General features: G+C 60.0%; 13 protein-coding genes and 1 pseudogene. 8 read left to right on the plus strand and 6 right to left on the minus strand.

The genetic code is table 11. From position 1 onward, the window contains the following. The first annotated feature begins 143 nt into the window (after positions 1–143). The gene (locus ACSFE6_RS21905) at positions 144–1,208 is read left to right on the plus strand and encodes a hypothetical protein (protein WP_435429534.1); all 1,065 of its coding nucleotides are present in this window, start codon (positions 144–146) and stop codon (positions 1,206–1,208) included. 33 nt (positions 1,209–1,241) lie between these two features. Continuing rightward, a complete protein-coding gene (locus ACSFE6_RS21910; RefSeq protein WP_435429535.1) occupies positions 1,242–1,595 on the plus strand; it encodes a DUF1428 domain-containing protein in 354 nt (117 codons plus the stop codon). A gap of 15 nt (positions 1,596–1,610) precedes the next feature. On the opposite strand, the gene ACSFE6_RS21915 is transcribed toward ACSFE6_RS21910, so the two are convergent. After that, complete coding sequence (locus ACSFE6_RS21915; protein ID WP_175390801.1) at positions 1,611–1,805, minus strand: hypothetical protein; 195 nt, start codon at positions 1,803–1,805, stop codon at positions 1,611–1,613. 59 nt (positions 1,806–1,864) lie between these two features. Between ACSFE6_RS21915 and thpR the strand changes: the two genes are divergently transcribed. After that, positions 1,865–2,404 carry an RNA 2',3'-cyclic phosphodiesterase gene (gene thpR / locus ACSFE6_RS21920; RefSeq protein WP_435429536.1) on the plus strand — a complete coding sequence of 180 codons (540 nt, stop codon included), beginning with the start codon at positions 1,865–1,867 and terminating at the stop codon, positions 2,402–2,404. A gap of 249 nt (positions 2,405–2,653) precedes the next feature. Here thpR and ACSFE6_RS21925 read toward each other — a convergent pair whose 3' ends face one another. From ACSFE6_RS21925 to ACSFE6_RS21945, 5 genes and pseudogenes are all read right to left on the minus strand, one after another. Next, positions 2,654–3,751 (minus strand): polyamine ABC transporter substrate-binding protein, encoded by a 1,098-nt coding sequence (locus ACSFE6_RS21925; protein WP_435429537.1) that lies wholly within the window; start codon positions 3,749–3,751, stop codon positions 2,654–2,656. Positions 3,752–3,947: 196 nt separating this feature from the next. Then, a complete protein-coding gene (locus ACSFE6_RS21930) occupies positions 3,948–4,826 on the minus strand; it encodes an ABC transporter permease subunit (RefSeq protein WP_435429538.1) in 879 nt (292 codons plus the stop codon). Further along, entirely contained in the window at positions 4,823–5,704 is an 882-nt protein-coding gene (locus ACSFE6_RS21935) for an ABC transporter permease subunit (RefSeq protein ID WP_435429564.1), read from the minus strand. Before ACSFE6_RS21935 ends, ACSFE6_RS21930 begins: the two co-directional genes overlap by 4 nt. A gap of 29 nt (positions 5,705–5,733) precedes the next feature. Next, a pseudogene (gene potA, locus ACSFE6_RS21940) lies at positions 5,734–6,876 on the minus strand (polyamine ABC transporter ATP-binding protein). Positions 6,877–7,248: 372 nt separating this feature from the next. Continuing rightward, positions 7,249–8,010, minus strand: a complete 762-nt coding sequence (locus ACSFE6_RS21945; protein ID WP_435429539.1) for a gamma-glutamyl-gamma-aminobutyrate hydrolase family protein — start codon at positions 8,008–8,010, stop codon at positions 7,249–7,251. A 283-nt stretch (positions 8,011–8,293) separates the two neighbouring features. On the opposite strand from ACSFE6_RS21945, the gene ACSFE6_RS21950 reads away from it, so the two are divergent. The 5 genes from ACSFE6_RS21950 to ACSFE6_RS21970 all read left to right on the plus strand — a co-directional run bounded on the left by ACSFE6_RS21950 (position 8,294) and on the right by ACSFE6_RS21970 (position 14,431). After that, a complete protein-coding gene (locus ACSFE6_RS21950; protein WP_435429540.1) occupies positions 8,294–9,670 on the plus strand; it encodes a glutamine synthetase family protein in 1,377 nt (458 codons plus the stop codon). 209 nt (positions 9,671–9,879) lie between these two features. Then, positions 9,880–11,370, plus strand: a complete 1,491-nt coding sequence (locus ACSFE6_RS21955; RefSeq protein ID WP_435429541.1) for an aldehyde dehydrogenase — start codon at positions 9,880–9,882, stop codon at positions 11,368–11,370. Positions 11,371–11,421: 51 nt separating this feature from the next. Further along, positions 11,422–12,720, plus strand: a complete 1,299-nt coding sequence (locus tag ACSFE6_RS21960) for an NAD(P)/FAD-dependent oxidoreductase (RefSeq protein ID WP_435429542.1) — start codon at positions 11,422–11,424, stop codon at positions 12,718–12,720. A 428-nt stretch (positions 12,721–13,148) separates the two neighbouring features. After that, positions 13,149–13,697 carry a cupin domain-containing protein gene (locus ACSFE6_RS21965; protein ID WP_435429543.1) on the plus strand — a complete coding sequence of 183 codons (549 nt, stop codon included), beginning with the start codon at positions 13,149–13,151 and terminating at the stop codon, positions 13,695–13,697. Positions 13,698–13,870: 173 nt separating this feature from the next. Further along, positions 13,871–14,431, plus strand: a complete 561-nt coding sequence (locus ACSFE6_RS21970; protein ID WP_435429544.1) for a nucleotidyltransferase family protein — start codon at positions 13,871–13,873, stop codon at positions 14,429–14,431. Positions 14,432–14,499: the final 68 nt, after the last annotated feature.

A 14,499-nucleotide genomic window follows, 5' to 3' on the forward strand; every position in this document is an offset into this window, starting at 1 on the left:
CCCTTGTGGGAGCGAGCCTGCTCGCGAAGACGGCATTGAGGTCACCCTCAATGCCAAAGGGGCAATCACCGCCACCTATACTCAATTCAGGGCTTTAAACCGCCGGCCACCCGGTTCGGCGAAGACTTCAAGGAACCGCGATCTTGAACCTGCGTTCGCTGATCGTCGCCGTGCTGCTGGTGTTGGCGGGATGCGTCACGCCGCCGCCTGCCCCTGTGGAAGTGCCACAGGTCATGATTTCGCCGAGCACCTGGCAGCAGGTGGACCGGGAGATTGTCGAGGCGTCGCAATCGGCCACCGAGCAGACCCGAATCTATGCCCGCGGCGCCATGGATTTTTGGCGTACGCGGGTCTATCAATTGACCGAAGAAAACTTCATTCCCTGGTTCAGCAGCTACTGGACCCAGGAATGGCTGTCGATGAAGGTCAGCTGGTACACCCTCAGCGCCCAGGGCGAGCAGGATGCTTCGGAAAAGCGCCTGGCCGCGTATTTGCTGGAGAAGTACCAGGAAAAAGTCCTGGCCCCCGTGGCGGTGGAGATCGATCCGGATGCGATTCTCAGCCTGGCGTCTGCCTTCTACGTGGACATCCTCAAGGAAGCGCTGCAAAAGATTTCCCAGCGTCACGGCGTGCCAATAGCCCAGCTCAATGGGCGTATCCGGAAAGTCCCCGCGATTGCCCTCGGACCGCCACCGGCGCGCGATGCTTCGCTCTATCAGGTGGTGTACGCCGAGCAATTGAACACATTGCCGGCCTACGCCGCGCTGGTCGACAAGATCCACAAGGCCGGTGGTGACAAGGGGATTGATTCGACCGACACCGCCATGGCGCCGGTGGCCAAGCGTGCCAGTAAAAGAATCGAAGCGGAAATGGCGCCCCGTGGCGCCGCCAGTGCCGTGGCCGCGGCCGCGGGGAAACTGGCCGGAGCCCTGATTTCGGTGGGTGTGGCGGGGGTCCGGGCGATTATCCAGGCCAACGACCGCCCCGATAGCGAGGCGTTGATTCGCAGCAGCCTGGGCAACACCTTCGACAAGGCCTGGATGAAGCTGGTGCAGAACCCGACCAGCGGTGTCATGGCCGGGACCTTGTACATGGCGGGGCAGATCGAGGGTAACTTGGCCAGCAGCGCGCAACCGCCGGTCGGGCTGGAGGCGGGTCATGTCGAATGGCAGCCGAGCCAATCGACTAACCAGCAGATCAACCCATGAACGCAGTTGCCTGTGAGCTCAAGGAGAACACCCATGTCTTACGTCGATGGCTTTGTTATCGCAGTCCCTACCGCCAACCGTGAAAAATTCAGGAAGCACGCCGAAGAGGCCTCGGCCATTTTCATCGAGAACGGCGCGCTCAGTCTCGCCGAATGCTGGGGCGACGACGTCCCTGATGGCAAGGTAACGTCGTTTCCCATGGCCGTGAAACTCAAGGAAGATGAAACCGTGGTGTTTTCCTGGATTATCTGGCCGGACAAGGCCACCCGCGATGCCGGAATGGCGAAATTGATGACCGATCCGAGGGTTCAGCCCGACGTCAATCCAATGCCGTTCGATGGTCAACGGATGATTTTTGGCGGTTTTGAGATGATCGTGAAGGCGTGAGCCGCCAAAGCCGGGTCACTCCGGTGAAGGGGTGATCCGACAACTCTTGCGATTGCGGATCTCGCTGTCCGTCGGTCGCTCCCTGACGAACTCAAAGCGCGGTTCGCCTTCGTTGTAGTGAACCAGCCAGCCCCATTCCAGCTCCGACTCATCCTGGCCGGGTTTCGGTGGCACGGCCCACCATGGCTCTTTGCTGATGATCTCTCGCATGGCCCCTCCCGTTGAAGCGTTTGGATGAACTATAACTTGGATGTCAGGAGGTGCCAGGCATGAGCGACGAATCCCGCTTACCATTCAAGCGTCTATTTTTTGCCCTCGATTGCGCGCCGGCGCAGCGCAAGGCGATTGCCCAATGGCGCAGTGCCTTGCAACTGAGGAATGGACGCCCGGTGCCGGTGGAGAACTTTCACCTGACCCTGAAATTCCTCGGGGCGGTGGGGACGGCGCAGTTGGCGGACATCTGCACGGCGGCTGCGGCGGTGCGTACCTCGGGTGAACGTCTGACCGTGGTATTGAATCGACTGGATGTCTGGCGCAGGGCAGGGGTCTTGGTCCTGGCTCCGGAACAGTCGCCACCGGCGTTGTTGCGGCTGGTGTATGACCTGGAACAGGCGGTGTTACCGTTTACCCAGGAGGATGCACCTCGCGAGTTTCGCCCGCACCTGACCCTGGCCCGCGACTTTCGCGCACCGGTGCCCGAGTCCGCCACACCGCCGGAGTTTTTCCTGCGTGCCGATCGTTTCGCCTTGTTCGAGTCTCACAAGGGCCGCTATCTACCGCTGGCTTCGTGGCCGCTGGGAGGCTCGTAGCCGAAACAAAAAAAGGCGCCCGAAGGCGCCAAACTCACCCAAACCGAGGAAGCCAGGTGAGGCCGTTCTTCGGAGACGAGTGCAGCGGTGGTAAGGCGCTGCGTGAACGGAAATGGGACATTTGATTTCTTCGCTGAATGAGCTGGCCTTTTCGCGAGCAGGCTCGCTCCCACAACTGAAATGCATTCCCCTGTGGGAGCGAGCCTGCTCGCGAAGGCAGCGTCAGATTCAGCAGTTGTGTTAAGTGAATTACTTACCGAGCTTGACCTTGGTCCAACCCCGGGTCATCACCCGCTGCACACCAATCGGCATGTCCGGAATGGCATACAGGGTTGCCATGGTTTCCTGCGACGGATACGAGCCCGGATCGTTGCGAATGGCCTCATCCACCAGAGGCGTGGCCGCGGAGTTGGCGTTGCTGTAGCCGATGTTGTTGGTGATCTCGGCGATGATGTCCGGGCGCATCAGGAAGTTCATGAACAGGTAAGCGTTCTCGACGTTGGCGGCATCGCGCGGGATGGCGACCATGTCGTAGAAACTGCCGGCGCCTTCTTTCGGGATGCTGTAGTCGATCTTGACCTTGTCCCCGGCTTCCTGGGCGCGGGCCTTGGCCTGCAGCACGTCGCCGGAGTAACCGACGGCCACGCAGATATTGCCGTTGGCAAGGTCGGAGATGTATTTCGAGGAATGGAAGTACGCCACCGAAGGACGAATCTTCATGAACAGCGCTTCGGCCTCGGCGATGTGCGCCTTGTCCTGATCGTTCACCGGGTAGCCCAGGTAGTGCAGGGCGGCCGGGATCATCTCGGTGGGCGAGTCGAGGAAGCTGATGCCGCAGGCTTTCAGTTTTTCCGCGTTTTCCGGTTTGAACAGCAAGTCCCAGGAGTTGGTCGGGGCGTTGGCGCCGAGCACTTCCTTGACCTTGTCCGGGTTGAAGCCGATGCCGATCGAACCCCACATGTACGGGAAGGCATGGCCGTTATCCGGGTCGCTGGCGGATGCATTCTTCAGCAGCACCGGGTTGAGGTTTTTCCAGTTCGGCAGCTTGGACTTGTCCAGCGTCTGGTAGACACCGGCCTTGACCTGCTTGGCCAGGAAGCTGTTGGACGGCACGACGATGTCGTAGCCGGACTTGCCCGCCAGCAGGCGTGCTTCCAGGGTTTCGTTACTGTCGAACACATCGTAGGTCACCTGGATCCCGGTCTCGTCTTCGAACTTCTTGACGGTGTCCGGGGCAATGTAATCCGACCAGTTGTAGACGCGCAGTACCTTGTCATTGGCTTGGGCGCCAGTTGCCATCGCGCCCATTAAGGACAGTGTCAGCAGAGTCCTGCCAAACATTTTCATCGGTACAACTCCATTCTTTTTACTGAAGAGCTTTTCTTATTCAAAATCACACGACACACATCTGTAGCTAGAACGCTTGCGCGCTCCACTGTAGGAGCGAGCATGCTCGCGAAAAACTCAAGGACGCCGCGTTTATTCAGGTAGCCCGCGTCATCGTTGACGTCCATCGCGAGCATGCTCGCTCCTACAGGGGGGGCTAGGCGGTTGCAGCGGTCCGTTGCGGTTGTTGCCAGGATTCGCTCGCGGTCTGTTCCATCGCTTCCTGAATTGCCCGCTTGCGGCTGGCTTCGGCGCGGCGGCTGAAGTACCAGACCATGAAAGTCACGATCGACACCGCCAGCAGAATCAGGCTGGCCACGGCGTTGATCTCCGGCTTCACGCCCAGGCGCACCGCCGAGAACACTTCCATCGGCAGGGTGGTGGAACCCGGGCCGGACACGAAGCTCGCCAGCACCAGGTCATCCAGCGACAGGGCGAACGACATCATGCCGCCGGCCGCCAGTGACGGCGCGATCATCGGGATGGTGATCAGGAAGAACACTTTGAACGGCTTGGCACCCAGGTCCATGGCCGCTTCTTCGATGGACAGGTCCAGCTCGCGAAGGCGGGCGGAGACTACCACTGCAACGTAAGCGGCACAAAACGTGGTGTGGGCGATCCAGATCGTCACGATGCCGCGCTCCATCGGCCAGCCGATCAGTTGCGCCATGGCCACGAACAGCAGCAACAGCGACAGACCGGTGATCACCTCAGGCATCACCAGCGGCGCGGTCACCAGGCCACCGAACAGCGTGCGACCCTTGAAGCGTGTAACGCGAGTCAACACAAACGCAGCCAGTGTTCCCAGTGCTACCGCCGCGACGGCCGTGTAGCAGGCGATTTCCAGCGAGCGCACCACCGAGCCCATCAATTGCGAGTTGTCGAGCAGGCCGGCGTACCACTTGAACGACCAGCCACCCCACACCGTCACCAGTTTTGAGGCGTTGAACGAGTAGATCACCAGGATCAGCATCGGCAGGTAGATGAACGACAGGCCGAGCACCAGCATCAATTTTGAAAAACCGAAACGTTTCATCCCCGTGCCTCCATCTCTTTGGCCTGGCTGCGGTTGAACAGCAGAATCGGCACAATCAGGATCAACAGCATCACCACCGCCAGGGCGGACGCCACCGGCCAGTCGCGGTTATTGAAGAACTCTTGCCACAGCACGCGACCGATCATCAGGGTCTCCGGGCCGCCCAGCAGTTCCGGAATCACGAACTCGCCGACCACCGGAATGAACACCAGCATGCAACCGGCGATGATGCCGTTCTTGGCCAGCGGCACGGTGATTTTCCAGAAGCTGTTGAACGTGCTCGAGCCCAGGTCGGAAGCGGCCTCCAGCAGGCTGGCGTCGTGCTTCACCAGGTTGGCGTAGAGCGGCAGGATCATGAACGGCAGATACGCATACACCACGCCGATGTAGACGGCGGTGTTGGTGTTGAGGATCTCGATCGGGTGATCGATCAGCCCGGTCCACATCAGGAACGCGTTGAGCAGACCGTTGTTGCTGATGATGCCCATCCACGCATAGACACGGATCAGGATCGCGGTCCAGGTCGGCATCATGATCAGCAGCATCAGGACGTTTTGCGCTTCCTTGCTGGTCTTGGTAATGGCATAGGCCATCGGGAAACCGATGAGCAGGCACATCAAGGTGCTGAAGAACGCGACCTTCAACGAACCGAGGTACGCCGACAGATACAGCTCATCTTCGCCCAGCAGCGTGTAGTTGCCGATGTTGAGCAGCAGGTTGAATTTCTGCTCGGCGTAGGTGTAGATCTCCGAGTAGGGCGGAATGGCCAGGGCCGCTTCGGAAAAGCTGATCTTCATCACCAGAAAGAACGGCAGCATGAAGAACAGGCACAGCCACAGGAATGGAATGCCGATGACAATCTTTCGGCCGCTGGGCACCAGGCGCAGGAATTGCTGATTGAAGGTTTTCATGCGCGCAGTACCACGCCGCTGTCGTCTTCCCACCACACGTAGACCTGATCGTCCCAGGTCGGACGCGCACCACGGCGTTCGGCGTTGGCCATGAACGACTGCACGACCTTACCGCCAGGCAGTTCGACGTAGAACACCGAGTGGCCGCCGAGGTAGGCGATGTCATGCACCTTGCCGCTGGACCAGTTGTAACGGGTGTCCGGCTTGGTGGTGCTGACCAGCAGTTTTTCCGGGCGGATCGCGTAGGTGATCGACTTGTCCTGCACCGAGGTGCTGACACCGTGGCCGACGTAGATCTTCTGATCCAGGTCCGGGCTGTGGATGATCGCGTGACCTTCCAGGTCTTCCACCACCGTGCCTTCGAAAGCGTTCACGTTGCCGATGAACTCGCAAACCATGCGGCTGACCGGTGCTTAGTACACATCCACAGGGCTGCCGATCTGGGCGATCCAACCCAGGTGCATGATGGCGATGCGCTGGGCCATGGTCATGGCCTCTTCCTGGTCGTGGGTCACCATCACGCAGGTCACGCCAACGCGCTCGATGATCTCCACCAGTTCCAGCTGCATTTGCGAACGCAGCTTTTTGTCCAGGGCGCCCATCGGTTCGTCGAGCAACAGCAGCTTCGGACGCTTGGCCAGGGAGCGGGCCAGGGCCACGCGCTGACGCTGGCCGCCAGACAGCTGATGGGGTTTGCGCTTGGCGTATTGGGTCATGTGCACCAGGCGCAGCATCTCTTGCACGCGGGCGTCGATTTCGGCGGCTGGCAAACGGTCCTGCTTGAGGCCGAAGGCGATGTTCTGCGCCACGGTCATGTGTGGAAACAAGGCATAGGACTGGAACATCATGTTGATCGGCCGCTCGTACGGCGGCATGTCGGTGATGTCCACGCCATCGAGCAGGATCCGGCCTTCGGTCGGGCGCTCGAAGCCGGCGAGCATGCGCAGCAGCGTCGATTTACCGGAACCGGAGCCACCGAGCAGGGCGAAGATTTCGCCCTGATGGATTTCCAGGGACACATCGTCCACGGCGGTGGTTTCGTCGAATTTCTTGGTGACGCGATCGACTTTCACCAACACCTTTTTCGGTGCCTGGTGACCTTCGAGGGCCTTCCTGTAGATGCTGGAGGCGTTTGCCATGTGAAACTCCCAACAGGTTTCAGTCGCCAGGCCAACACGGCCCGACTTAATAGTTGATTGCAAACCCGAGTCTTGCGGTGCCAGTGAGTCCAGCGGCGATCCCCTGTGGGAGCGAGCCTGCTCGCGAAAGCGGTGGTTCAGTCAACATGGATGTCGCATGACACATTGCATTCGCGAGCAGGCTCGCTCCCACAGGGAGATCGCGTTCGACTCCCCGACCCATTCCGTTCGGGTTTATTCGGCGCCGCCATCCTGGCTGCCTGGTCGTACTTGTTGTTATTGCGGTTTGTTGTTTTCACGAACGAGAGGCGCGCACCGGCCCGCCTGCCCGTTCATGGGGGCAGTTAATCGTTGAAAGTGAGGTTCAGATCGTCAGCGCGAATTGCGCAGCGCCGCCCGTTGCCGGCACGCTTCACCGAACGCCTGGAAAATGCTCAGGTAGGGCGGGTTGTCCAGCACCTGCCATTCCGGGTGCCACTGCACGCCGAGGGCGAAGGTCTGGCTGTTCTCCACCGAGACCGCCTCGATCAAGCCATCAGGTGCGACGGCTTCGGCACGCAGGCCCGGAGCGAGTCGGTCGATGCCCTGGCTGTGAATCGAATTGACCTGGAATTCCGCGGGCAGGTCCAGCGCCTGGAAGACACCGCCGGGCTGCACCTTCACCGCATGGGCGGGAGCGTATTGCACGGCCAGGTCCGGATGGTTGGCTTCGCGATGATCGAGGAAGCCAGGCAGTTCATGGACTTTCTGGTGCAGGCTGCCACCGAACGCCACATTCATCTCCTGGAAGCCACGGCAGATGCCGAGCACCGGCACGCCGGCGGCGATGGCCGCGCGAATCAGGGGAAGGGTAGTGCGATCCCGCTGGGGATCGTGTTCGGTGCCGGGAGCGCTGTCGGGGCCTTGATAGTGGAAGGGCTCCACGTTCGATGGCGAGCCGGTCAGCAACAGACCGTCGAGCTGCGGCAGCAGGTCATCGATTTCGGTCAGTTCAGCCAGGGAAGGAATGACGACAGGCAGCCCCAGTGCCGCAACGCTGACGGCGCGCAAATACTTGTCGCCGCTGACATGGTAGGGGTGCAGGCCAATCTGTTTGACGCACGCAGTAACGCCGATCAATGGCTTGAATGCCATTTTTATCACCTCGAAGTTTGACACTTGAACGAGCTTTTCCGGAGCTTAGCCTCGTTGATTTTAATTAACAACTCCCGCGTCAAAAATTCTAAACGCCGAACGTCTGATCTTCAGGGGTTACGTGTGGTTGATAAGAATTTTGGTACACGGGTACCTTTAAAAGGCCAAAAAATAAACGCTGAGCGGCTGAGTGTTAACTATTGACTTAACATTGCCTTTCGGATTGACTGGCTGCGTGAAAGGGCGGTGAACATAATAATTAACAGTAAAAAATAGGTGCATCATGTCGGTCCCCTCGCGTGCCGTTCAACTCAACGAAGCAAACGCATTCCTTAAGAAACATCCTGAGGTTTTGTACGTCGACCTTCTGATTGCGGATATGAACGGTGTGGTGCGCGGCAAGCGCATCGAGCGCACCAGTCTCCACAAGGTTTACGAAAAGGGCATTAACCTGCCGGCCTCGCTTTTTGCTCTGGATATCAATGGTTCAACGGTGGAAAGCACCGGCCTGGGCCTGGACATCGGCGATTCCGACCGGATCTGCTACCCGATCCCCGGCACCCTGAGCATCGAGCCCTGGCAGAAGCGCCCGACCGCGCAACTGCTGATGACCATGCACGAACTGGAAGGCGAGCCGTTCTTCGCCGACCCGCGTGAGGTACTGGCCAATATCGTGCGCAAGTTCGACGACCTGGGCCTGACCATCTGCGCCGCGTTCGAACTGGAGTTCTACCTGATCGACCAGGACAACGTGAACGGTCGTCCGCAATCGCCACGTTCGCCGGTGTCAGGCAAGCGTCCGATGTCGACCCAGGTCTACCTGATCGACGACCTCGACGAATACGTCGACTGCCTGCAAGACATCCTCGAAGGCGCGAAAGAGCAGGGCATCCCGGCCGACGCCATCGTCAAGGAAAGTGCCCCGGCGCAGTTTGAAGTGAACCTGCACCACGTGGCCGACCCTATAAAGGCTTGCGACTACGCCGTGTTGCTCAAGCGTCTGGTGAAGAACATCGCCTACGACCACGAGATGGACACCACCTTCATGGCCAAGCCGTATCCAGGTCAGGCGGGTAACGGTCTGCATGTGCACATTTCGGTACTCGACAAGGAAGGCAAAAACATCTTTGCCAGCGAGGATCCCGAGCAGAACGCCGCGCTGCGTCACGCGATCGGCGGTGTGCTCGAGACCCTGCCGGCGCAGATGGCGTTCCTCTGCCCGAACGTCAACTCCTACCGTCGTTTCGGCGCCCAGTTCTACGTGCCGAACTCGCCGAGCTGGGGCATCGACAACCGTACCGTTGCGGTGCGCGTGCCGACCGGTTCACCGGACGCCGTGCGCATCGAGCACCGCGTTGCCGGTGCCGACGCCAACCCGTACCTGCTGCTGGCGTCGGTCCTGGCCGGTGTGCACCACGGCCTGACCAATCAGATCGAGCCGGGCGCCCCGGTGGAAGGCAACAGCTACGAGCAAAACGAGCAAAGCCTGCCGAACAACCTGCGCGATGCTCTGCGTGAGCTGGACGACAGCGAGGTCATGGCCAAATACATCGACCCGATGTACATCGACGTGTTCGTGGCGTGCAAGGAAAGCGAATTGGCCGAGTTCGAAAACTCCATCTCGGACCTTGAGTACAACTGGTACTTGCATACCGTTTAACGGCGTTGGCGGCATACACAAGATTTGTGTACGCCGCCAAACCTGTGGGAGCTGGCTTGCCAGCGATGGCGTCGTCACAGTCGACATTGCTTGCGTCTGATCTACCGCTATCGCTGGCAAGCCAGCTCCCACAGGGACCGCGTTTCATTTTTTTGATTGGGCGGGCATTCGTCCAACGATCACTCAATTCCCTGCGTCGAGTCACTACCATGACAATCACCCGCAGCGACTGGGAACAACGCTTCCAGTCCCTCACCATCGAAAGCCGTGCCTTCATCGACGGTCAATACCGCGCGGCCGCCAGCGGCGCCACGTTCGAATGCGTCAGCCCGGTGGACGGCCGCTTCCTGGCCAATGTCGCCAGCACCGACGAAGCCGATGCCAATGTCGCCGTCGCCGTAGCACGCCGCACCTTCGAATCCGGCGTCTGGGCCAAACTGGCCCCGGTCGAGCGCAAGCGCATCCTGATCCGCTTCGCCGATCTGATCCTGGAAAACCGCGAAGAACTGGCGCTGCTGGAAACCCTGGACATGGGCAAGCCCATCAGCGACTCCATGGGCATCGACATCCCGGCGACCGCCAACGCGATCCGCTGGACCGCCGAAGCCATCGACAAGATTTACGACGAAGTCGCCGCCACGCCCCACGATCAACTGGGTCTGGTGACCCGCGAGCCGACAGGCGTGGTCGCGGCCATCGTGCCGTGGAACTTCCCGCTGATCATGGCCAGCTGGAAATTCGCCCCGGCGCTGGCGGCAGGTAACTCGTTCATTCTCAAGCCTTCGGAAAAGTCGCCGCTGACCGCGATCCGTATCGCGCAACTTGCGCTGGAAGCCGGCATTCCAAAAGGCGTGTTCAACGTGCTGCCAGGCTACGGTCACACCGTCGGCAAGGCCTTGGCGCTGCACATGGACGTCGACGTGCTGGCCTTCACCGGCTCCACCGCGATTGCCAAGCAACTGATGATCTACGCCGGCCAGAGCAACATGAAACGCGTATGGGCCGAAGCCGGTGGCAAAAGCGCGAACGTGGTGTTCGCCGACGCACCGGATCTGCGCGCCGCGGCGCAGGCCGCGGCTGGCGCCATTGCCTTCAACCAAGGTGAAGTCTGCACCGCCGGTTCGCGCTTGCTGATCGAGCGTTCGGTTCACGAGCAGTTCATGCCTCTGTTGGTCGAAGCGCTGCAAGCGTGGAAACCGGGGCACGCGCTCGATCCTGCAACCACCGTGGGCGCGGTCGTCGACCAGCGTCAACTGGACAACGTGCTGCGCTACATCGGCATTGGCAAGGAGCAGGGTGCTCAACTGATCGCCGGCGGTAGCCGCACGCTTGAAGAGACCGGTGGCCAGTACGTCGAGCCAACGATTTTCGACGGTGTGACCAATGCCATGACCATCGCCCAGGAAGAAATCTTCGGCCCGGTGCTGTCGGTCATCACCTTCGACACCGCCGAAGAAGCCCTGGCGATCGCCAACGACAGCATCTACGGTCTGGCCGCAGGCGTCTGGACCAGCAACCTGAGCAAGGCCCATACCTTCGCCCGTGGCCTGCGCGCCGGCAGCGTGTGGGTCAACCAGTACGACGGCGGCGACATGACCGCACCGTTCGGTGGCTTCAAGCAATCGGGTAATGGCCGCGACAAATCGCTGCATGCGTTCGACAAGTACACCGAACTCAAAGCGACCTGGATCAAGCTCTAACAACAATAAAGCGGCGGTCGCCAGTTGCGCTGGCGACCATCGGAGAAACCTATGAAACAAGCCTCTTCAAATCAACAGCATGTAAACAGCTACTACGCTGCCACCCGCAACTTCACCGGCGACTTCCCGGTGTTGGAAGAGTTGGTGGAATGCGACGTCTGCGTCATCGGCGCGGGCTATACCGGTCTGTCTTCGGCCCTGTTCCTCGCCGAAGCCGGCTACAGCGTCACCGTGCTGGAGGCGGCCAAGGTCGGCTTCGGCGCCAGCGGTCGCAACGGCGGCCAACTGGTCAACTCCTACAGCCGTGACGTTGATGTTATCGAAGAGCGTTATGGCGATAAGACCGCCGAAGTGCTCGGCAGCATGATCTTCGAAGGCGCCGACATCATTCGCCAGCGCATACAGCACTACGACATCCAGTGCGACTACCGTCCGGGCGGCATCTTCGCCGCGTTGAACAAGAAGCAGTTCAAGGGTCTGGCCGAGCAGAAGAAAACCTGGGAACGCTACGGCAACAAGAACCTGACCCTGCTCAGCGAATCGGACATCAAGCGCGAAGTGGGTTGCGACAACTACGTCGGCGGCCTGCTGGACATGCAAGGCGGGCACATTCACCCGCTGAACCTGGCGCTGGGCGAAGCCTCGGCGATCATCGGCCTGGGCGGCAAGATTTTCGAGCAATCGGCGGCGGTGGAAATCACCTATGGCGAACCGAACGTCGTGCGCACCGCCAAGGGTGTGGTGCGGGCCAAGTACCTGCTGATCGCCGGTAATGCCTACCTGCCGCAAGGCCTGGACAATCGCGTCACCAGCAAAAGCATGCCGTGCGGTTCGCAGATCGTCGTCACCGAGCCGTTGACGGAAAAACAGGCCAGGAGCCTGATCACCAACAACTACTGCGTCGAAGACTGCAACTACCTGCTCGACTACTTCCGCCTGACCGCCGACAACCGCTTGCTCTACGGCGGTGGCGTGGTCTACGGCGCCCGTGAGCCGAATGACATCGAACAACTGATCCGTCCGAAAATCCTCAAGACCTTCCCGCAGTTGAAGGACGTGAAGATCGACTACCGCTGGACCGGCAATTTCCTGCTGACCATGTCGCGCATGCCGCAATTCGGCCGGATCGAGAAGAATGCCTACTACATGCAGGGCTACAGCGGCCACGGCGTCACCTGCTCGCACCTGGCTGGCAAACTGATAGCGGAAATGATCCGTGGCGATGCCGAGCGCTTCAACGCGTTTGCGTCCTTGCCACACATGCCGATGATCGGCGGACGCACGTTCTCCGCGCCGCTCACCGCCATGGGCGCCGTGTATTACTCGCTGCGCGATCGTTTCGGGATCTAAGCGTTACCTCGCCGGCGATGGCCCCAAAAGGCATCGCCGGCTTTTTTTACCTGTCACCGACGGCATGAACACTGAATAACCTGTGGGAGCTGGCTTGCCAGCGATAGCGCCAGATCAGACAGCATTTAAGTCGCCTGACACACCGCCATCGCGGGCAAGCCCGCTCCCACAGGATTTGCGCCATGGCCGAAATCGCCATCCGCGGGCTGTTTTTTTTCACCGTTTATCGAAGCTGCTTTGCAACACCCTCAAACGTGATTTAATAGCCGCCTTTCACGATTCCGGGACCGGAAAACGGCGTTATCCGCGCCTGCGATCCACCCTTCCATAATTACTGTAGGAGCGAGCTTGCTCGCGATGGCGCCGGTTCAGCCGACATCAATGTTAAAGATCAGATTCGCTCCTACGGGTTGGCACATAAGGCTGTCATGGATACGGGCTCACGACTCAAATTAGTACGCGAAAGCTACAAACTGTCCCAGCGCGAGCTGGCCCGGCGTAGCGGCGTCACCAATGCCACCATCTCGCTGATCGAACAGAATCGCGTCAGCCCCTCGGTCAGTTCCCTGAAAAAACTGCTCGAAGGCATCCCCATGTCCCTGGCGGACTTCTTTACCTTCGACCAGCCGCCGCGTGAACACCAATACGTCTTCCGCGCCAACGAACAACCGGACCTCGGCCGCCACGGCCTGCGCCTGCTGCTGATCGGCGCCTCCGTCCCGAGCCGGCAAATGCGTTTGTTGCGCGAGCAATACGCACCGGGTGCCAGCTCCGGGGAAGAGCCGATCGTGCACTCCGAAGGCGAGGAGTGCGGTCTGGTGACCCGTGGCACGGTCGAGCTCACCGTTGATGGGCAGGTCAGTGTGCTGAATGCCGGGGACGGCTATTACTTCCCGACGACGTTGCCGCACCGGTTTCGCAACATCGGGCAGGATGAGGCGGAAATCATCAGCGCCAACACCCCAGCCAACTTCTGATAGAAAAAGTAACCGCCGCAAACCTGTAGGAGCCGGCTTGCTGGCGATGGCGGTGTGTCAAACACCACCGATGGTGCCTGGGACGCCGTTATCGCCAGCGAGCCGGCTCCTACAGACATTGCAAAGTATCGTCCCGCTGGATGCGGGTTTAATACGCGTTTCAAGGAGCGAATATGACGTTGACTACCGAGGAATTGGTCAGGATCGCAATGACCAACCCGATCAACGCGCAAATCACCTCCCGCCTGCCATCCCTCGGCCTGAATCAATGCATGCTCACCGCCGGCTGCCTGTTCCAGGCCGTGTGGAATCATCAGTCAGGCCTGCCTCCCGAGCGGGGTATCAAGGACTACGACGTTTTCTACTTCGATACGGACCTGTCCTGGGAAGCCGAGGATGCAGTGATTCGTTCGGTCGAGTGCCTGTTCCAGGACCTTGAGGTGCATGTCGAGATCAGGAATCAGGCTCGTGTTCATCTCTGGTACGGTCAGCGCTTTGGCAAGCCGTATCCAGCGCTTCAGTCAACTAAAGACGGGATCGACCGTTATCTGGTGGCCGGTACCTGCATCGGTTTGGATGTCGATTCGGGCGAAGTCTATGCGCCCAATGGCTTAGTGGACACGGAACAGGGAATCCTTCGCATCAACCCGAAAAACCCGCAGCCGGACTTGTTCGTTCAGAAGGCGAAAAGTTATCAGGCGCGCTGGCCTTGGCTCACCATCCTGGCGCCATAAAGACTCCAATCGCCATGAGGGCTGCGTCGGTGCCGATTCCTGCCAGGAAGGAACCAACCCCCTCAATA

It is taken from the genome of Pseudomonas baetica (assembly GCF_051216495.1).
Classification (GTDB): domain Bacteria; phylum Pseudomonadota; class Gammaproteobacteria; order Pseudomonadales; family Pseudomonadaceae; genus Aquipseudomonas; species Aquipseudomonas baetica_B.